Below are 20,102 nucleotides of genomic sequence, written 5' to 3' on the forward strand. Positions count from 1 at the left end.
ATCATCCACGTGTCGCCACCGCTGCCGACCTTTCAGAATTTTCTCAGCCGATGGTGATCGCCCTCGTACGGGCTTCGGCGAGGACCCGTCCGGGGCGGGTCGGGGAGAACCAGAACTCGGTCGCCGTGGTCGAGGTGACCTCGCCCTTGGCCCGCAACGCGGTTGGCATCGGCTCGGGGAGCCGGAGCGACAGGGCCAGACCGAGCGCGCCGGCCGTGAGGTCGACCGGGCCGTTGGTGGCGCCGGTATCGGTGTCGGTCGGCGTTCGCTTGGCCTCGGCTGGGCCGAGCGTGGGTTTGGTTTTCCGCTGCACCAGCAGCGACTCGGCCAGCGACCAGTAGTCGTGGATCACGAACCCGACCGGCACGAACACGATCCACCGCCGCGACAGCTGATGGAGCGATCGGACACCCGTGATCGCCAAGAAGATGCCGACGATGGTGAGCGGCACCCCCAACCACCAGTTCTTGGCGGCGAGGAGCAGCGGGCCGGCGGCGACGCCGACGAACACCGCACCCCACGCCAGATAGAGCGGGCCGATCAGGATCGACGCCGGCGGCCGTAGCGCCATTCGCTTCTCGGCGCCGTAGGCCGACCCGTTGATCATCGGTTCGCCGGTGGTGGGGAGGAAGACGATCGCGTTGGCGACCAGACCACCAAGCAGCGCGATCACGACGCCGACCGGCCAGCTGCCAGCCGTGAGCGCACCCACCAGTGGGGCGACGACCGTGGCGGGCGCGACCGTTCGCAGCAGGGTGAGCGTGACCGTGGAGGGGGCCATGACCGAGACGAGTCCGACGAACCAGGCCGCCCAGGCGCCGACCTCGACCACGGTCTGCACCGGCCCACTGCGGCCGTCGACGGTGTCGAGCAACCCGGGACCGATGAGCAACGGCAGCACGAACCATACGATCCGCACCGGCCAGAGTCCGCCTCGCTCGATCAGCGCAGGCAGCGTGGTCGGCGAGGAAACGGTGGTCATCGGACCATTGTGCCGCGACCAGACCCTGCCGCGACCAGACCGTGCAGTGGGCGAGGCCAGGAGGCGGGGAGCACACGAACTGTCGGCGCTGAAGCCCAAACCGCGGAACTGTCCACACTGAAGCCCGATTCTGAGCTCCAGAGTGGACAGTTCGAAGGACTGGGCTCGAATGCTCGACGGTTGCGGTGGTTGCGGTGGTTGCGGTGGTTGCGGTGGTTGCGGTGGTCGGGGCGGTGTGGGGTGATCCGGGGTCGGCCGTGAATGTCAGGGGGACGATCTACGCTCTGGTGGTGGACGATCGCACCCCTACCTCGACGAGCAACGACGCGACCAGCGGCGATGCGACCAGCAATGATGCGGCGCTCCGTATCGACGAGCTGCGGGCGCTGATCGCCCAGGCGAACCGCGACTATCACGAGCTCGACAACCCCCAGATCCCCGACGCCGACTACGACGCCCTGGCTCGTGAGCTCCAGGCACTCGAGACCGAGCACCCCGATCTCGCCAGCGATACCTCGCCCACCCAGGCGGTCGGCGGCGCACCGTCGGCCACGTTCGCGTCGGTTGAGCACCGGGTGCCCATGATGAGCCTCGACAACTCGTTCGATCATGCCGAGCTGCGAGGCTGGGCCGAGCGCATGGCGCGGTCGCTCGAGATCGACGGCGACGACCTGGCGATCGGCTACTTCTGCGAGCTGAAGATCGACGGGCTGGCCCTCTCGCTCCGCTACGAGCAGGGCGTGCTCGTCCAGGGCGCCACGCGCGGCAACGGTCGGGTGGGCGAGGACATCACCGCCAACGTGTCCACCATCGATGTCATCCCCACCGAACTGGTCGGCGCACCGCCCGTGCTCGAGGTCCGGGGCGAGGTCTACCTGCCCGTCGCCGAGTTTGCCGCCCTCAATGAGGCACAGGAGGCTGCGGGCAAGCCGCTCTACGCCAACCCACGTAACACCGCAGCGGGCAGCCTCCGCCAAAAGGATCCGTCGGTCACCGCGTCGCGCAACCTGGCATTCTGGGCCTACCAGCTGGGTGAGGTCGTCGACGGCCCCGAGCTGACCACCCAGGGCGAGGCGCTCGATTGGCTGGCCTCGCTCGGCTTCCCGGTCAATCCCGAGCGCCGGGCGGTTCGAACCATCGACGAGGTCATCGCCTTCACCGAGCAGTGGCACGAACATCGCCACGACCTCGACTACGAGATCGACGGCGCGGTGATCAAGGTCGATTCGCTGGCGGCACAACGGTCGTTGGGTTCCACCGCCCGAGCCCCCCGGTGGGCCATGGCGTTCAAGCTCCCACCAGAGGAAAAGACCACCAAACTGCTCGACATCCAGGTCTCGATCGGGCGGACCGGCAAGGCCACACCCTTCGCCGTTCTCGCTCCCGTGGTGGTGGCCGGCTCCACCGTGCAGATGGCTACCCTCCACAACGCCGATCAGGTCCGCCTCAAGAACGTTCGCCCTGGTGACACCGTCATCGTCCGTAAAGCGGGCGACGTCATTCCCGAAGTGCTCGGACCCGTGCTGGCCGAGCGACCCGACGACCTCCCCGAGTGGCACTTCCCCACCCACTGCCCTTCGTGCGGGGTCGAACTCGTCCGCCCTGAAGACGAGGCGCACACGTTCTGCATCAACCCGGCCTGCCCGGCCCGGCGCCAGACCCAGATCGAGTACTTCGCCTCGCGCGGTGCGATGGACATCGACGGCATGGGTGAGAGCCGGATCGCCCTCTTCATCGAACGTGGCCTCGTCAACGACGTCGGCGACCTCTACACGATCGACTGGGGCGAGGTCGCCCAGTGGGAAGGCTTCGGGCAGGCCACCATCGACAATCTCGTGGCCGCCATCGACGCCACCCGAGATCGGCCGCTCGCCAACCTGCTCGTCGGCCTGGGCATTCGCCACCTGGGTCCAAGCGGTGCCGCCAGCCTCGCGTCGGGGTTCGGCCACCTCGACGCGATCATGGCGGCCTCGGTCGACGAGATGGCCGCCCTCGACGGCGTCGGCCCGGTGATCGCCCGGTCCACCAAGGAGTACTTCTCGAGCGAGGCGGCGCAGGCCCTGGTGGCCAAGCTGCGGGCTGCCGGCCTGAACTTCGAAGGGCCCGAGGTGGTCGACATCCCCCAGACCCTGGCGGGGATGTCGATCGTGGTCACCGGCTCGCTCGATGGCTTCTCCCGTGACGGCGCGGCCGACGCCATCAAGTCACGGGGCGGCAAGAGTCCCGGCTCGGTGTCGAAGAAGACCACGGCCGTCGTGGTTGGGTCCGAGCCGGGTGCGTCGAAGGTCACCAAAGCAGAGGAACACGGTGTGCCGATGATCGACGAAGCCGGCTTCGTCGCCCTGCTCGAGACCGGTCAGTTACCCAGCTGACGCCGGATCAGAGGGCGTCGAACTCGAACGGTCCGTACTGGCGGCAGCCGTTCGGGCCCTGTTCGATTCGATACACACATGCCATCACCGAATTGCCCTCGGGGCGGAGCAGTCGGCCGTTGGGACAGTCTTCCTCGGGCCCCCAGGTGTAGCGCCCCAGAGCGCCTGCGGCGGTCAGGACTCGCTCACCGGGCGGCGCATCGGGGTTCTCGTAGATGTTGAGTTCGTTGTCGGGGATCGGCTCGCCGTTGATCACGAGCACGGCGCCGTAGCCGGGAATGAGATCGACACCGACCGACTCGGTACAGGTGCTGCCCACCCCGGTCTGGGGGAACCAGCCCTCGATCGGGTTGATGTCGAGCACCGACGACTCGCCGTCGCGCTCACCGCCCCCGTCGGCCGCCGACTGGGTCCGCACGATCGCGGCCGGCTCGGTGGGGGCGTCGTACATGGCGCCGAGCACGAGAGCCCCGAAAGCGAGAAAGACGCCGGCGATGAGGATGATGCGAGTGCGCACGTGGGATACCGAGGGTGAGACAGCGACGCCCGCTGCGGCGGGCCGTCGACCATTGTGCCGGATCGGTCGCCGCTTCCGGGTATCGGGTGACCGTCGACTCGAAGTTGGATGGGGGTACCTCGGCGGCACGCGCCGGGTCGATACCATCACGCTGTGCGCGCTCGGAGTCTCGATGAGCACGTTGGTCGAGTCCTCGGCCGGCGCTACCGGCTGGTCGCTCCCATCGGGAGCGGCGGATCCGCGCGTGTCTACCTGGCTGAGGATCTCTCGCTGCACCGGCGGGTGGCGGTCAAGCTCCTCCATGCCGGCCTCGCCGCCGACCCCCGGTTCGCTCGGCGGTTCGAGTCCGAGGCGCGGTCATCGGCCCAGCTCAACCATCCCCACATCCTTGCGGTCTACGACTGGTCCGACACCGACCCGGCCTACCTCGTCTCGGAGTTGCTCGAGGGCGGAAGCCTGCGATCGATGCTCGACGGGCCGGCACCACTGGCGACCCGGTCGCCAGGTGAGGCCAATCGCACCACGCTGAGCCTGTCGCAGGCGTTGATGGTCGGCCTCCAGGCCGCACAGGGGCTTGCCTACGCCCACGAGCGGGGGTTCGTTCACCGCGACATCAAGCCGGCGAATCTGCTGTTCGACGACGCGGCCCGGCTCCGCATCGCCGACTTCGGGATCGCTCGCGCGGTCGCCGAGGCCAATTGGACCGAACCCGAGGGCGCCCTGGTCGGTACCGCTCGCTACGCCGCACCCGAGCAGGCGACGGCCGATGTGGTCGATGGACGGGCCGACGTCTACGGCCTGGCGCTGAGCCTTGTCGAGGCGGTGACCGGCTCGGTGCCGCTCACGGCGCCGACGGCGCTCTCCACCATGCTGCTGCGTCAGGACACCAACCTCGAGGTGCCATCCGAGCTCGGCCCGCTTGCGCCCGTGCTCGCCGCCGCCGGTCGGGCTGCCCCCGGCGAGCGGATCGATGCCGCCACCCTGGCCCGTGGTCTCCACCGAGCGGCGTCGTCGCTCCCGCGCCCGAAGCGGCTGCCGCTGGTGCCGATCGACGTCACCGAGCTGGCGGTCCACGACGCCGAAGGCGACGGTGCCGATCCCGAGGCAACGATCGACACCGCCGGCACCATCGTGCTCGGCGAGCGACCGATCGATCTGCGGGCCGAGGCCACCGGGGTCCTGCCGGCAACGAACGACAACGCGCCGGTCGATGTGTCGACGATGGCGACCAGCGTGCACCGAGCGGTCGAGCCGGCTCGGGGCGCCACGCACCACACGGCCGAGATGGTGGTCGAACCGGGCGGTGACGGCCGGTACGACGACGACGATGACGACGACGTGATCGAGACCGAAGACGTCCGACGACGTTGGCCGTTCGTCGTCCTCTTGCTCGTCCTCATCGCCGGAGCGGCCGTTGCCTACAAGGGCCGTGACCTTGCGCCGGGCGACATCGGCGAGGTGTTTGCGACGCCCACCCACCCCATGGGCACGTTCGTCGGGCAGGACATCGCCAGCGTCCGCCGTGACATCGAACTCAACAACTGGCTCGTCGAAGTCGATGACACCGTCCGTCAGGACGGCTCGGTGCCGGGGGAGGTCTTGGCCCAATCTCCCGAACCCGGCGTCGAGTACGAGGAAGGGCTGATCGTCACGCTCGTGGTGTCGGCCGGGCTCGAACTGCGGACGGTTCCCACACTTGTCGGCCTCCAGCAGGTCGACGCCGCCCAGGCGCTGGACGATGTGAAGCTCGTCGTGGGCACGGTCACCGAGGTCGACGACGAGGAGATCCCGGTCGGGCAGGTGGTTGCGGCATCGGTCGAACCCGAGACCGAACTCGAGACCGGGAGCGCGGTCGACCTGACCGTGAGCCGGGGTCCGGCGCCGCGCACGATTCCTGCGATCCAGGGGCTCGATGTGGCCGGCGCCCAGCAGGCGATCGAAGCGGTGCAACTGGTGTTCGTCGGCGGCGAGGAGAGTTCGAGGGACGTGCCAGAGGGCGAGATCATCTCCGTGACCCCGGCGGTGGGCACGACCGTCGAGCGGGGCAGCGAGGTCACCGTGGTGTTCTCCACGGGTAAGCCCTTCGTGACGGTTCCCGACGTGACCGGTATGAGCGCGGCAGACGCGGCCGACGCCTTGCAGGCAGCCGGCTTCTGGGTGCAGGACACCGAGGGTCCGCCAAACTCCGAGGTGCTGGCAACGAACCCGCCCGCCGGTGAATCCCACCGCGAGGGCACCGCGGTGGTCATCTTCACCCGCTGAGTCTGGCGGGTCAGTCCTCGGCCAGGCGGCGGCGCTCCTCGAGGCCGAATTCCTCGTCGTAGTCGTCCATCGCGGCGCGGATGACCTGACGGGCGTGATCGGCGCCATAGGTGCCGACGACCTCGATCTTGTTCGGCGTGGCCCCCGTGATGTCCATCTTGTAGGTGCCGAAGTAGTGGACCATGCGGTTGACCACGGCCACCGGAAGCTGCTTCAGGTCTTTCGCGTAGTCGAACACGGTGTCGCTCGCGAGCAGGGCCACGATCTTGTCGTCGGCCTCGCCGTCGTCGAGCAGCTGGATCCCGCCGACGACTCGAGCCGAGAGCACGATGTCGGCCCGGTCGATGCGCTGCTGCGACAGCACGCAGATGTCGAGCGGGTCGTGGTCGCCCTGTTCGGCGAGTGGGGTGAGCGACGCCACCCGATTGCCGCAGTAGGTGCGGGGGATGAAGCCGTACAGCGTGGGTGGAAGCGCCGAGCTGCCCTGGGGTCGATCGACTCGGAGGTAGCCGGTCTGCTTGTCGATCTCGTACTTCACCGCATCGAACGGGGTGATCTCGATGTACGACTCGACGAGGTCGGGAGCGCTGTCGCCGATGGGCAGGCCGTGCCATGGGTGGGCGCGGTAGCGATTGAAGTTCTTGGCCATGATCCGTTCCTATCGGTCGATCAGTCGCGGGCCGTGAATGCGTCGAGCCGCTCGTACATCTCGACAGCATCGGCCGTCGGCTGCGCAGATTGAAGGGCCATGAGCTTCATGACATCGCCCTCGACCAGGATTTTTCCCGAGAGGAAGGACTGCATCACGGCCTGGGGATCGCGAGCAACGAACGCCGCCTTGGCGGTGGCGTAGTCGACCGTGACCGTGAGATCCGGGGCATCGATGTGACCCTCGTCGATGATGATCTCACCCCGGGTGGTGTCGATGTGGCCGTGGAGGGGACCGTCATGATGCGGGGAATCGGTGATGATCGTGTTCAGCCGCACCGACGCCGGAGGCTCTGGGATCCGGCCCTCGTATTCGGAACGCAGCGCTCGTGCCGCCTCGACCCATTCGTCGGAAAGGAAGGGGTAGGTGGGGCTTGACACAACAGGTGCTCCTCGATCGAACGACGGTCAGGCGAATCGTGGCGACCGCAAGCCGTGTCTGCAGAGGCTACCGGGCGGTCGTCAGGTCGGATCGGCGCGTGAGGGGGTCGACCCAAATGGAGGACTCGGCGCTGGGGCGGCCGGATAGGTTGAACCGGTGTCTGCGCACCTGACCAGAGAAGAAGTGGCGGAGGTCGCTCGGCTCGCGATGCTGGCGATCCCCGACGACGAGCTCGATGTCTACACCGAGCAACTCGCGGCCATCCTCGAGCACGCCAACGACGTCGAGGCCCTCGACATCGGCGACGTCGAGCCCACCCACCACCCGTATCCACTGGCCAACGTGTTCCGCGACGACGTGGTCGAGGAATTCGACGGGCGGGAGGAAGTGCTCGCCAACGCCCCGGCAGCTGAAGACGGCATGTTCATGGTGCCGCCCGCCCTGGGGGAGGAGCCATGACCGCACTCGAGATCGCTTCAGACATCGCCTCGGGCGCCACCACCTCCGTCGAGGTGATGGAACGCCACCTCGCAGCCATCGACGCTCGTGAGAGCGAGATCCATGCCTTCAACCTCGTGCACGGCGAGCAGGCCCTCGAAGCCGCGGCCGCCGTCGACCAGCGCCTTGCCGCCGGCGAAGACCTGGGACCACTGGCCGGTGTACCGATCGCGCTGAAGGACAACATGTGCACGCGGGGGATCGCCACCACGTGCTCGTCGAAGATCCTCGAGGGCTGGGAGCCGCCGTACGACGCCACCGTCGTCGAACGGCTGGCCGCAGCCGGCGTGGTCAGCGTGGGCAAGACCAACCTCGACGAGTTCGCCATGGGCTCGTCCACCGAAAACTCCGCCTTTGGGGCCACCCGGAATCCGCATGACCCGACTCGGGTCCCCGGCGGTTCGTCCGGCGGGTCGGCGGCCGCTGTCGCCGCCGGCTTTGCTCCGTTGGCCCTGGGCTCCGACACCGGCGGCTCGATTCGCCAACCGGCGGCACTGTGTGGCGTCGTCGGGCTGAAGCCGACCTACGGATCGGTCAGCCGCTACGGCCTGATCGCCTTCGCCAGCTCGCTCGACCAGATCGGTCCGTTCACGACCGACGTCGCCGACTCGGCGGCGCTGTTCGACACCATCGCCGGCCATGATCGGCGCGACTCCACCTCGATCCCCAAGCCGCACGTGCCCTGCCTCCCCGCCATCGGTCGGGGCGTCGAAGGACTGCGGGTGGGCGTCATCGCCGAGCTGATGGGCGAGGGCGAGATCGAGGGATTCGAGCCCGAAGTGATCGCCCAGACCCGGGCGGCGGCAGCAGCACTCGAGGCCGCCGGCGCGGTCATCGAAGAAGTGTCGGTCCCATCGGTGGTCTACGGCCTCTCGGCCTACTACCTGATCGCACCGGCCGAGGCGTCGTCGAACCTCGCCCGCTACGACGGCGTTCGCTACGGCCATCGGGTCGACGGGCCGAGCACGGCGGCCATGCACACCGCCAGCCGTACCGCCGGCTTCGGTGCCGAAGTGAAGCGGCGGATCATGCTCGGTACCTACGCCCTGTCGGCCGGCTACTACGACGCCTTCTACGGCAAGGCGATGCGTGTCCGCACCCTCATCATCGATGACTTCAACCGGGCGTACGAGAAGGTCGACCTCCTGCTGTCGCCCACCTCGCCGTGTGTGGCCTTCCCGATCGGCGAGGTCGCCGATCCGCTCACGATGTACCTCAACGACGTGTGCACGATCCCGTCGAACCTCGCCGGCCATCCGGCCATCTCGGTGCCGTTCGGCACCGGCCAGTCCGACCTGCCGGTTGGGGTACAACTCCTCGGTCCGCTGCTCAGCGAACCGACCCTGTTCGCCGCCGCTGCCGTCGTCGAGGCAGCAGCGCCTGCGTCGGTTGCCACACCCTCGACCGCAACTTCGCCTGCTGCCCGGGAGGCACGGTCATGAGCATCAACCCAGTCTCCGCCACCACGCTGTCGGCCTACTCGGTCGACAGTGCCGTGCCCCGTGAGACCACCGCGCTCGGCGACGCCTGGGAGATGGTGATCGGGCTCGAGGTCCACGTCGAACTCGCCACGGTCACCAAGATGTTCTCTCCGGCACGCAACCACTTCGGCGCCGAACCGAACACCAACATCCACCCGGTCTGCCTCGGTCTCCCTGGCACCCTGCCAGTGGTCAACGCCAAGGCCGTCGAACTGTCGATCAAGCTCGGTCTGGCTCTGAACTGCACCGTGCAGCGCTGCGTGTTCGCCCGGAAGAATTACTTCTACCCGGACATGCCGAAGGACTACCAGATCTCTCAGTACGACCAGCCCCTCAATGCCGAGGGATGGCTCGAGCTTCCGAGCGGTCACCGAGTCGGGATCGAGCGGGCGCACATGGAGGAGGACACCGGCAAGTCCACCCACGTCGGCACCTCCGGTCGCATCCACGATGCGGGCTACAGCCTCGTCGACTACAACCGGGCCGGGGTCCCGCTGCTCGAGATCGTGTCTCGCCCCGACATCCGCGGGCCTGAGGAGGCCAAGGCCTTTGTCGACGAGCTGCGGTCGATCATCGTTGCCGTCGGCGCGTCCGACGGCAAGATGGAAGAGGGCTCGCTGCGGGTCGATGCCAACGTATCGGTGCGGCCGGCGGGCTCCGATGAGCTGCGAACCCGCTGCGAGATCAAGAACGTGAACTCGCTGCGGTCGCTCGGTCGGGCCATCGCCTACGAGGCCCAGCGGCACGTGAGCCTGTACGAATCGGGCGAAGCGCCTCGTCAGGAGACCCGTCACTGGGACGAAGAGGGCGGGCGCACGGTTGCCGGGCGGGCCAAGGAGGACTCCGAGGACTACCGCTACTTCGCCGACCCCGATCTGGTCGTCGTCGACCCCTCGCCCGAATACATCGAGGAGTTGCGAGCAACGCTGCCGGCGCTGCCCCGTGAGCGGCGCCTCCGTCTTACCGAACGCGGTGCCGACCCCGAAGCCGCGGCCATCGCCGTCGGGCGAGACCTCGACACGCTCGCTTTGGCAGCCAACGACGCCGGTGGTGACATCGGCCGGATCATGACCCACGTCCAGAACAACCTGGCGGTCGACGGTGCAACCGAGCTGAACCCGGCCAACCTCGCCGAGCTCGTCACGATGGAGTTGGGTGGTGCGCTCACCGCCACACAGGCCAAGCAGGTGCTTGCCGACATGGTCGAGTCCGGACGCCATCCCGCCGAGATCGCAGCCGAAAAGGGCTTCGAGGCCATGGCCACGAGCGAGCTCGAGTCGATCCTCGACGGCATCATCGCCAACAGCCCCACCGAGTGGCAGCGCTTCATCGAGGCGGATGCTGCCGGGCGCGGCAAGCTCCAAGGCTTCTTCGTCGGGCAGGTGATGAAGGCCACGAAGGGTCAGGCCGACGGCAAGGTGGTCAATCAGCTCCTGGGTCAGAAGGCAGCGGCCGGCTGACCTCGCCCCACCGGCATGAACGCAAAGTGAACCGAGTCGCTGCGTTCGGCTCGGCGTGAAGGGAACAGGTACGCTCGGAGACCGCTCGAATCGGCCCGACACGCGGGCCGAGGGGGTTGCGAAGAAGGAGGCGTCGGTGGACTTCCGTGTGCTCGGTCTCACGATCGAAGCGCGCACCGGCGAAGGATCACCCTTGCTCGACCTCGGCGGTGTCAAACAGCAGCGAGTGCTCGCGGCACTGCTGCTGGCGAAGGGCAACGTCGTTTCCAACGATCGTCTGATCGACGCCGTGTGGGGCGACCGTCCGCCGGCCAAGCCCAATGTCACTCTCCGCTCCTATGTGAGCCACCTCCGCCGGGTGCTCGAGCCCGACCGTGACGCAGGCGAACGAGCCCGCCGCATCGTCACTCGGGCACCGGGCTATGCGATCGTCGTCGAGCCGCACGAGCTCGACGCCTGGCAGTTCGAGGTCGAGATCGCAGCAGCCAAGGCGGCACTCGCAGCCGGCGACCACGTGGCGGCGTTGGCTTCGGCCGAGCGGGCGCTGGACCGGTGGTCCGTCGATGATGCCCAAGGGGGTGTGCTCGAGCCCTTCGACGTCGAGGTCAGCGGACTCGAAGACCTCCGCCGACTCGGACGCCGAGTCGCCCATGAATCCCTGTTGGCACTTGGGCGGCACGATGAGGCACTGCCGTCGCTCGAAGCGGCGCTTCGCCACGATCGGTTCGACGAGGGTGTCCGGGCGCAGCTGATGGTGGCGTTGTACCGCTCCGGCCGCCAGGCCGACGCCCTCGCATGTTTCACCGAGGGCCGTACCCTGCTGCTCGAAGAGCTCGGACTCGACGCGTCGCCTGACCTGCGCGAACTCGAGCACCGCATCCTGCGCAACGACCCGGATCTGGATTGGCGGCCGATCGTCGTTCCGGTCGGAGGGTCCGACGGGCCGACGCCGACCCGGGAAGCCGAGCCGGGTAGCCCGAGTGCACCTCGCGGCGTCGACGCTCCCGCTCCGCCCGGCCGGGAACGCGAAATCGACCAGTTGGTCACGCTCATGGATCAGACGCTGGCTCGCCGGAGCGGTGGCCTGGTGATCGTGACGGGCGAGCCGGGCATCGGCAAGTCGACCGTTCTGCGCCACGGCCGCGATCTCGCATCGGCGCGGGGGTTCATCACCTCGGTCGGGCGCTGTCACGACGGTTCGAGTGACAGCACGCTCTTCCCGTGGATCGCCGCGTGGCGGCCGCTGATCGAACAGCTTTCCGACGCCGAACTCGAGCAGATCGCTGGTCAACGTGCTCGTTGGCTCGCCCAGATCTTGCCCGAGATCGGTGAGCGTCTCGGTGTCGAGCCTTCCACGTCGACGGACCTGTTCTCACTGTTCGATGCCATCGTGCGGACGCTGCGCAAGGGAGCCCAGCTCGAGCCGATCTGCATCGTCCTCGAAGACCTCCACTGGGCCGACGAGAACTCGATCCGGCTGCTCGCCGTCATGGCGGAGGAGCTCGTCGACAGCCCGGTCGTGATCTTGGCCAGCTGGCGAGACACCGAGGTTGTATCGCCCGACGTCGGTGCACTGCTCGAGGGCCTCCTCGCCAAGTCCCTACGCCTGGTCCAGCTCGGGGGCCTCGATCCCGACGCGATCTCGGAGCTCGTCGCCAGGCTGGCCGACGATGCTTCGCTCGACGTCGCACAGCTGGCGGCGCGAACAGGCGGCAATCCGCTCTTCATCAACGAGCTGCTGCACTCGCAACAGCTGATTGGCCAATTGGCGCCGTCGGACACGGTTCGGGCGGCCATCAACAGCAGGCTCCGGTTGCTTCCCGAGGGGACGGCTGCGTCGTTGGCGGTGGGGGCGTTGTGCCCGAACGGGTTCAGCGAGCAGTTGCTGGCCGACGTCCTCGACCTGGATCCCGACGAGGTGCTCGACCAGCTCGAGGCCGCGTTGGCCGCGCGCATGATCGAGGAGGATCCTGACCACGTCAGCGGGTTCCGATTCAGTCACGATCTGTTCGCCGAGACACTGGTCGACGGTGTGTCTGCTGCCCGCCAGAAGCGCTTGCACACCAGCATCGGTGTGTCACTCGAACGGAGCGGCGCGACCGTCGGAGCGTTGGCCCATCACTTCTTGCACGGGGCTGGCGACGAGGCAGCGGTGAAGGGTGCCGAGTACGCGCATCGAGCAGCAGTGGCCTCGCTCCGACTCTTCGACTACGACGGAGCGCTGCGACTGATCGAGGCCGGCCTCGCTGCGCTGGATGGCCACGACGACGACGCGCTGCTCGCCGATCTGCTCCTCGAGCTGATCACGGTCAAGAAGCACACGGCACAACCGCCTGCGGTCCACGAGGTCGCCTACCGGGCCTTCGAGGCCGCCCGGCGAGCCGGGAATCCGCATCGGATGGCCAGGGTGACCGTGGCGTTCGAGGGGTCGACCGGTCCCATGGCGGATGACAACGACCCCACCTGGCTGGGTTATTGGTGCCCTCCCGGGGTGATCATCCCGATGATCGAGGAGTGCCTCGAGAAGCTTCCTGCGGACGACTCCCTGATCCCGTTGCTCTGGACGTGTCTGGGCTTTCAGTACTTCGGTGAGTTCGACGACACCGAGGCCGTCGATCGGGCGTTCGCCGCCGCGGTCGAGGCGGCGCGTCGCGAGCGGAATCCGGCAAAGATCTCCTTCACGTTGCATCAGCGTCACAGCGCGCTGCAACGCGTCCTCGGGTTCGATGAGCGACGAGCGCTCCTCGATGAGGCGATCCTGCTCGCCGATGGGAAGCGTCACCCGTTGCAGACCGTTGCGGCGCATCGGGCGCGAGCGGTACTCGAGCTCGATGGTCGCAATCTGCAAGCAGCGATGACCGAATTGTCGACGGCCCGGCAGCTGGCCACCGACGTCGACCGAGCGGCAGCGATCATGAACGCCGAGGTCGGCGAGGTGGCGGTGCTGCTGTTGCAGGGGCATCTCGATGAGGTCGAGGAACGAATCAACGCGGCGTTCGTTCGGTTCGAACGGTTCGGTGACGTGATGCTCGATCAGTTCGGGCTGCAGCTTGCCGCTCTGTGGCGAGAGCGACACTTGCACGACCAGATCCTGGAACTGCTGGACTACAAGATCAACGGCTACCCCGGACCTGCGTTCGCGGCGCCGAAGGCGGTCATCCTGAGCGAGATGCAGCGCTTCGACGAGGCGGCCCAGATCGTGAACAGCTTCAGTGTTGCCGACCAGACGACCGGCGGTGAACCGATCCTGCAGTACCTGACCCAGAGCTTCTTCGCCGAGGCCGCGGCCAATCTCGCTGATGCCCAGCTCGCCCAACGAATGTTGCCGAGCATGACCGCAGCACAGGGCCGGATCATCTCCGTGTACGACGGCATCCTGCTCCTCGGGTCGGGCTCGATGTTCGCCGGTCGGTTGCAGCTCGTGCTCGGCCACCTCGACGAGGCGGAGCGGCTGTTCGAAGACGCTGACCAGCACCATCGTGCACTCGACGCCCACCCGTGTCAGGTTCGTCTCTCGCTGGCACGTGCCGATCTCGCCGTCCTTCGCAATGATCGTCCCGCGGTCGAGCAAGCGATCGATGACGCCGAGACGTGGACCCGGCGGTCGGGGCAGCGATGGCTCATCGATCGCTGGCTCGGCGCCAATCCCGGGTGGTTCTGACGCCATCGGGTGCGCTCGTTCGTTCGAAATCGACGGTTCAACGATTTCTCAACACCTGGCAGCCATAGTGTCGTTGCAGCATCGAAGCGCTTGAGGGGGCGCTCCCGGTGCTGCGAGAACACCCCGAGAACCAGATTCGACGATCATGTGAAGTGAGGGAGGTCCTCGAATCTGGTTCTTGGAGGGTGAACGCTGCGGTTCCACCCCTAGTCTTGGCCTCGCTGCTCCCGGCCGGCGCAGCGGACGTCTTCCCCCGAACACGATGGCGACGGTTCGGGATGTGACATGGTGTCGACGCAGTGGCGGATGGTGGTGGCCGCTCTTGGTGTGACGGCCGCGACCGTGGCGGTGGTGTCGGCGCAGGTCGAGCATCCGCCTCCGTCCGCCGAAGCGTCCGATGCTTCGCCGCGACCGATTGCGGATGACCAGGTGGTTCAGGAAGTGGTCGGTGCGTGTGACCTGCTGGCGTTTGCGGCGTCCGCCGATCCGGCGTTGCAGTACGCCGCCGGTCGGTCGCCGGCCGACATCGACGCGGTGGCTGCCATCCAGCGAGACGCGTTGCTCGCTGCGGCCGAACTGGTCGAGCCCGGTCCGGCGGCCGATGCCCTGGCGGTGATGGCGGCGATCTTCGTCGACGAGGACGGAACCGGGCCCGGTCGCTGGGGCGAAGACCGGTGGGCCGAGGCGCTGATCGCTCGCGCCGACCCTGCACTGTTGCACCTCCTCGTTCCACTCGAGGCCCGCTGTTGAGGCGAGACGGCCTCAGATCGTCGTGTGGAGCCAGTGCTCGCTGCGCCACCGCAACTGCAGCGCCACCGCACGAGCGGCCATGAAGGCGCAGAGTGCGGCCCAGAGCGACAACAGTCCCAGCCCGGCGCCGCTGATCACCAGCGCGAAGCCGAGGAAGATGGCGGCGGCAATCACCATCGATCGGGCCAGGTAGCCCAGGTCACCGGCACCGATCAGGATGCCATCGAGAGCGAACACGTGGCCATTGAGCGGTTGTTGGAGACCGACGATGACGAGGACCCCGGCAACGAGGCTGGTGACGGCCGGATCGTCGGAGAAGATCGCGCTCACCGGCGAGCGGAACGCGATCACGAGCGCGCCGGCCAGCACACCAACGGCGATGTCGATCTCGATCATGCGCCGTGCGGCAGCTCGCGCTTCGGCGAGGTTGCCAGTGCCGAGCCACTTGCCGGTGAGCGCCTGGCCGGCGATGGCCACCGCGTCGAGGGCCAGTGCGAGGGTGCCCCAGATCTGGAGCGCCACCTGGTGGGCCGCGACCTCGGCGGCGCCCATCCTGGCGGCCAAGGCGACCGAAAGCGTGAAACTCCCGCGCAGCGCTGCCGTGCGGAGGACCAACGCCTGGCCTGCCTTCAAGAGCGTGAGCATCGGACGCAGCTGAGGTCGCCGGTGGACGGTGTGCCGACGGATCCAGCGCATCAGCATGGTGACGCCGACGCCTGCCGAGAGCAGCTGGGCGATGACGGTCGAGAGTGCCGACGCGCCGACGCCGTACCCGAAGCCGAAGATCAGGATCGACTCGAGCACGAGGTTCACGACCGCTCCACCGACGGCAAGTGCGAGCGGGGTGGACGTGTCCTGCCGACCGTGGAAGGCCCCACCGGCCGCCAACATGAGCAACATGGCGGGGAAGCCGAGCAGCGAGATGGTGAGGTAGCGCTCGGCGTGTGTGATGACGTCGGGGTCGGCACCGAACAGGTCGAGCAGCGGGCGACGCAGTGCAAAGATGAGCGCCGAGCCGACGATGCCGAGCGCCGCGGCAAGCCACAAACCCTGGAGCGATCGGTCGGCCGCTTCGGCTTCACGCCCGCTGCTGATGAGGCGGGCCACCGGACCCGTCGTTCCGTAGGCCAGGAAGATCAGGACGGCATGGATGGTCAGCAGCACCGTCGAGGCGAGCGCGAGCCCCGCCAGCTCGTTGGTGCCGACATGGCCGATGATTGCGGTGTCGGCCAGGACGTAGAGCGGTTCGGCCACCAACGTGCCGAGGGCAGGGATGGCGAGCTTGGCGATGGCGGCGTCGTGGTCGGTGCGGAGCGACGGCAACCAACCTCGTGCGCGGCTCAGGCCACGTCCATTCGGTCGAGCCGCCACCGGGTCAGGGCGACGGCGACGATGGGCACGACGAGCGGGACGATGACGCCAACGGCCATGGATCGCTCGGCCAGCGGGAGCTCGATGTCGGTCAGCCTGGCCATCACCGACGCCGGGTAGGTGTTGATCGAGAGCTTCGCTGCGCCCGCCCCGACCCGAGCGACGAAGAGCTCCCAGATGAACAGATAGGCGAGACCGGTGATCAGCGAGCGGCGGATGGTCAGGCCGAGGAGGACGAAGATGCCGGTGTAGGCAATCGCCGCCAACCCCTGGGCGAGGCCGATCGAGAGCGCCGTCGTGGTGTCCTTGCTGGTGAGGAGGGCGCTGATCGTCAGCGGGATGACGGTGGCGGGAACGGCAACCGTGAGCGAACTCAGCCATGCACCGGCGGCGATCGCCCACCTCGGTGAGGGCCGCTGCCAGAGGTAGACCAAGGTCTCGTCGGCGACGAGGTCACCGAGCGATGAGCTGGCGAGCACGAGCGAGACGATCGGCACCATGAGGCCGAGGCCGAAGATCCACGAGATGGCAACGGCCGACTCGATCACGTTGGGCTGGGGCACATTGGCTCCGGTGACGAAGCCGATCAGGATCGACACGCCGGACATCACACCGATCAACACGAGCCGGCCGGCCGTCAGCTGATGGCGGAGGAACAGCCGGTAGAGGGGGAGGAGTGCGTTCACTGGGGGCCTCCGACCAGGTAGCGGAAGACACTCTCGAGATCGTCGTCGAGGGGCGTCACCTCGCGCAGTTGCTGACCGAGCTCACGGGCGAAGTGAGGGAGGTAACGGCGGAGTTCGACCACCGAGGTGGTGGTGACCTCGACCTGGGTCGGGCTCTGCAGTGTGCACCCGGTGATGACCCCGCTCTGCAACAGCGCGGCGGTCAGGGGGCGCACGTCGTCGCACGACACGCGGATCCGCGCCGGCTGATCTTCCATGAGACTGCGGATGCGTCGGAAGTCACCCTGCGCCGCGAGGCGGCCGTGAGCGATGACGACGACATGTGACCCGAAGCGCTCGACCTCTTCGAGCACGTGGGAGGAGATCAGGATGGTCTTGCCCTGGTCGCCGAGCTGGTGGACCAGATTGGTCATGTTGCGACGTTGGCGAGGGTCGAGACCGTTGAGCGGCTCGTCCATCATCAACACCAGCGGATCGTGGACGAGTGCCTGAGCGATCTTCACCCGTTGGCGCATGCCCTTCGAGAAGGTGCCGACCCCGCGCTGGAGGTCGGGGTCCATCTCGGTGGTGGCGAGCGCTTGGCGGGCGCGTTCGGTCGGATGGTCGAGGCCGCTCAGAATGGCGGCCAGCTTGACGACATCGAGTGCCGTCTCGCGTTCGAACACGCCGTCTTGCTGCGGGACGAGGCCGATACGGGCCCGGGCTTCGGGGTCGCTCCGGGGATTGCCACCGGCGACCCACACCTTCCCACTGGTCGGGTTGGCCTGTCCCGAGAGCAGCCGTAGCAGGGTCGACTTGCCGGCGCCGTTGGGGCCGAGCAGCGCCGTGACACCCGGTCCGATGGCCAGCGAGACGTTGCTGACGGCGACAAGCCCGCTGAATGACTTGGACACGTCGTAAGCGACGATCGTGGCGTCGGGCGGCGGCCACGCTGCAGGCGGCGGTGGCTGCGCAGACGGTGGCTCAGGAGATTGCGGTTGAGGCGGCGGGGGCGAGTCGGTCATCGACGCACCAGCAGTGAGCGGTAGCGCCACCAGACGAACCCGAGCGATCCGAAGGTCCAGAACGCCCAGGCGGCAACGAGCGCCAGGGTGGTCGGGTCGTCGCTCGCGTTCCACAGTCCGTACTCGTCGTGGATGCGGAACACGAGTTCGCGGGCGAGTCCTGGCAGGTTGAACAGCCGGAACCAGCCGCTCAGGTCGGCCTCTTGGACGAGGATGTCGGACACGATCGCCGAGCCGGGGAACAGCGCAAGCGCCGTCGAGGTGGCGACGGCGGTGCGATCGGTGACCGACGCAACGGCGAGGGCAACCGCGGCGAAGAGAGAACCCATCGTCAGCGACGACACCACCACATGGACGAGCGTGGTGATCCACTCAGTGAAGCCAGCCGGTCCCCGGGACTCGAGGGAGTAGGCGATGAGCATCAACAGCGGCGGGCCAAGGGTGACGAGCAGCATCAGCAGCAGGACGGCGATCGCCTTGCCCAGCAGGTAGAGCGGGCGGTTGAGTGGCGAGGCCAGGTAGACGCCGAGCATGCCGGTGCGGCGGTCCTTGCACAGCAGTTCGGGTGTGACGAATCCTGCGAACAGGAAGATCGCGGCGATCACGAAGCCGTAGTACTCGGCGTAGGTGGGGAGGAAGTCGTGGAAGTCGGGAGGGAGCAGCGCCGCCATCCCGACGAAGGCGATGGCGGGGATGTAGGCGGCCAGCACGCTGAAGGCCGGGAAGACCTTGTGGCGGGCGAGGCGCCGGACCCCCAGCGCGTCGCGGACGCTGTGCTCGACCAGCGAACGGATGGCGCCGCCAACACCGGAGCGCGGCCCGTCGTAGCGGCGATAACCCTGGTCGTAGATCTGCGCCGCGCCGGTGTCGTCGGCGGTCACTGGGGAACTCCGGAGGCGTCGAGGGTCTCCTCGAGGAAGATGTCCTCGAGTGATCGGCCCTTGCGCGACAAGCGCGCGATGCCACAACCGTGATCGACGGCGGCGTCGCGGACGGCGGCGAACACGAGGTCGGCGTCATGGTCGGCGCTCGGGGCTTCGACGACGGCACGGCGCCCTTCACCGGTGACGGCGAATCCACCGTTGCGAAGCGCGTCGAATGCGGCGGCCAGCTGTTCCGGCGGCCCGTCGAACTCGACGTGCACGCCGCTACTCGAACCCATGAGCGAAGCCAGGGAACCGGACGCCAGGGTGTGGCCGTCGCCGATGATCACGGCGGCATCGCAGATTCGCTCCACCTCGTCGAGCAGGTGGGACGACAGGATCACGTTGATCCCGAAATCGCGGGCGATGCTCTTGATGAGGTCGAGCATCGAGTCGCGCTGGATGGGGTCGAGGCCATCGGTCGGCTCGTCGAGGAGCACCAGTTCGGGGTCGTGGGCGATCGCCTGGGCCAGCTTGACCCTCTGCCGCTGTCCGGTCGACATCGTGCCCATCGGGCGGAAGCGCTCCTCGCCCAGGCCGACCAGCCACAGGGCGTCGCTGGCCCGGGTCTGGGCCTCGTCGTCGGGCAGCCCGTGGAGTTCGGCGACGTGACGTACGAAATCGGCTGCCTTCACGTCGGGCGGCAGGGTGTGGTGCTCGGGGGCGTAGCCAAGCCGCTCGCGAACGGCCGATCCGTCACTCCACGGATCGTGACCGAGCACCCGGAGCGTGCCGCTGGTGACGGGATGCAGGCCGATGATCATGCCGAGCAGGGTGGTCTTGCCTGCGCCGTTGGCTCCGAGCAGACCGGTCACCCCGGACTCGATCGTGAAGGTGGTGTCGACCAGCGCCGCATGGCCCCGGTACGACTTGGCGACGTGTTCGGCGACAACGAGGGGGCGATCGTTGCTGGTGTCGCGGTCGGGGAGCACTCCAGCATTGTGGCAGCTCGCAGCCGCAGAACTGCGCCAGGGCGCGTGAAGGTCTCGTCGCCCCGAGGTGCGGATTCGGTGCAGGTGTTTCAGCTGGTGGGGACTGCTCCAGC

Annotated in this window: 16 protein-coding genes; 7 read left to right on the plus strand and 9 right to left on the minus strand. The window is 67.8% G+C overall.

Annotated elements, in window-relative coordinates; genetic code table 11:
• Positions 1-43: 43 nt before the first annotated feature.
• The gene (locus R2733_13435; GenBank protein MEZ5377503.1) at positions 44-982 is read right to left on the minus strand and encodes a hypothetical protein; all 939 of its coding nucleotides are present in this window, start codon (positions 980-982) and stop codon (positions 44-46) included.
• Between the two features lie 290 nt (positions 983-1,272).
• On the opposite strand from R2733_13435, the gene ligA reads away from it, so the two are divergent.
• Positions 1,273-3,354: an NAD-dependent DNA ligase LigA gene (gene ligA / locus R2733_13440; protein ID MEZ5377504.1), complete on the plus strand. Its 2,082-nt coding sequence runs from the start codon at positions 1,273-1,275 to the stop codon at positions 3,352-3,354.
• Positions 3,355-3,361: 7 nt separating this feature from the next.
• On the opposite strand, the gene R2733_13445 is transcribed toward ligA, so the two are convergent.
• Positions 3,362-3,871 carry a hypothetical protein gene (locus R2733_13445; protein MEZ5377505.1) on the minus strand — a complete coding sequence of 170 codons (510 nt, stop codon included), beginning with the start codon at positions 3,869-3,871 and terminating at the stop codon, positions 3,362-3,364.
• Between the two features lie 153 nt (positions 3,872-4,024).
• On the opposite strand from R2733_13445, the gene R2733_13450 reads away from it, so the two are divergent.
• A complete protein-coding gene (locus tag R2733_13450; protein MEZ5377506.1) occupies positions 4,025-6,133 on the plus strand; it encodes a PASTA domain-containing protein in 2,109 nt (702 codons plus the stop codon).
• 10 nt (positions 6,134-6,143) lie between these two features.
• Here the strand turns inward: R2733_13450 and R2733_13455 are convergent, their stop codons facing one another.
• On the minus strand, positions 6,144-6,782 hold the full coding sequence (locus R2733_13455) for an inorganic pyrophosphatase (protein ID MEZ5377507.1): 639 nt from the start codon (positions 6,780-6,782) through the stop codon (positions 6,144-6,146).
• 20 nt (positions 6,783-6,802) lie between these two features.
• Positions 6,803-7,222, minus strand: a complete 420-nt coding sequence (locus R2733_13460; GenBank protein ID MEZ5377508.1) for an SCP2 sterol-binding domain-containing protein — start codon at positions 7,220-7,222, stop codon at positions 6,803-6,805.
• A gap of 157 nt (positions 7,223-7,379) precedes the next feature.
• On the opposite strand from R2733_13460, the gene gatC reads away from it, so the two are divergent.
• From gatC to R2733_13485, 5 genes are all read left to right on the plus strand, one after another.
• Positions 7,380-7,682, plus strand: a complete 303-nt coding sequence (gatC, locus tag R2733_13465) for an Asp-tRNA(Asn)/Glu-tRNA(Gln) amidotransferase subunit GatC (protein MEZ5377509.1) — start codon at positions 7,380-7,382, stop codon at positions 7,680-7,682.
• Entirely contained in the window at positions 7,679-9,163 is a 1,485-nt protein-coding gene (gatA, locus tag R2733_13470; GenBank protein ID MEZ5377510.1) for an Asp-tRNA(Asn)/Glu-tRNA(Gln) amidotransferase subunit GatA, read from the plus strand. Before gatC ends, gatA begins: the two co-directional genes overlap by 4 nt.
• Positions 9,160-10,662: an Asp-tRNA(Asn)/Glu-tRNA(Gln) amidotransferase subunit GatB gene (gene gatB / locus R2733_13475; GenBank protein ID MEZ5377511.1), complete on the plus strand. Its 1,503-nt coding sequence runs from the start codon at positions 9,160-9,162 to the stop codon at positions 10,660-10,662. Before gatA ends, gatB begins: the two co-directional genes overlap by 4 nt.
• A gap of 136 nt (positions 10,663-10,798) precedes the next feature.
• Positions 10,799-14,323 carry an AAA family ATPase gene (locus tag R2733_13480; GenBank protein MEZ5377512.1) on the plus strand — a complete coding sequence of 1,175 codons (3,525 nt, stop codon included), beginning with the start codon at positions 10,799-10,801 and terminating at the stop codon, positions 14,321-14,323.
• Positions 14,324-14,608: 285 nt separating this feature from the next.
• The gene (locus R2733_13485; GenBank protein ID MEZ5377513.1) at positions 14,609-15,073 is read left to right on the plus strand and encodes a hypothetical protein; all 465 of its coding nucleotides are present in this window, start codon (positions 14,609-14,611) and stop codon (positions 15,071-15,073) included.
• A 12-nt stretch (positions 15,074-15,085) separates the two neighbouring features.
• On the opposite strand, the gene R2733_13490 is transcribed toward R2733_13485, so the two are convergent.
• The 5 genes from R2733_13490 to R2733_13510 all read right to left on the minus strand — a co-directional run bounded on the left by R2733_13490 (position 15,086) and on the right by R2733_13510 (position 19,989).
• Complete coding sequence (locus R2733_13490; protein ID MEZ5377514.1) at positions 15,086-16,396, minus strand: MATE family efflux transporter; 1,311 nt, start codon at positions 16,394-16,396, stop codon at positions 15,086-15,088.
• Between the two features lie 17 nt (positions 16,397-16,413).
• A complete protein-coding gene (locus tag R2733_13495; GenBank protein MEZ5377515.1) occupies positions 16,414-17,130 on the minus strand; it encodes a hypothetical protein in 717 nt (238 codons plus the stop codon).
• The gene (locus R2733_13500) at positions 17,127-18,023 is read right to left on the minus strand and encodes an ABC transporter ATP-binding protein (protein MEZ5377516.1); all 897 of its coding nucleotides are present in this window, start codon (positions 18,021-18,023) and stop codon (positions 17,127-17,129) included. Before R2733_13500 ends, R2733_13495 begins: the two co-directional genes overlap by 4 nt.
• A 107-nt stretch (positions 18,024-18,130) precedes the next feature.
• Entirely contained in the window at positions 18,131-19,015 is an 885-nt protein-coding gene (locus R2733_13505; protein ID MEZ5377517.1) for an ABC transporter permease subunit, read from the minus strand.
• Entirely contained in the window at positions 19,012-19,989 is a 978-nt protein-coding gene (locus R2733_13510) for an ABC transporter ATP-binding protein (protein ID MEZ5377518.1), read from the minus strand. Before R2733_13510 ends, R2733_13505 begins: the two co-directional genes overlap by 4 nt.
• Positions 19,990-20,102 lie beyond the last annotated feature (113 nt).

The sequence above is a fragment of the Acidimicrobiales bacterium genome (assembly GCA_041394265.1).
In the GTDB taxonomy this organism is placed as follows: domain Bacteria; phylum Actinomycetota; class Acidimicrobiia; order Acidimicrobiales; family SZUA-35; genus JBBQUN01.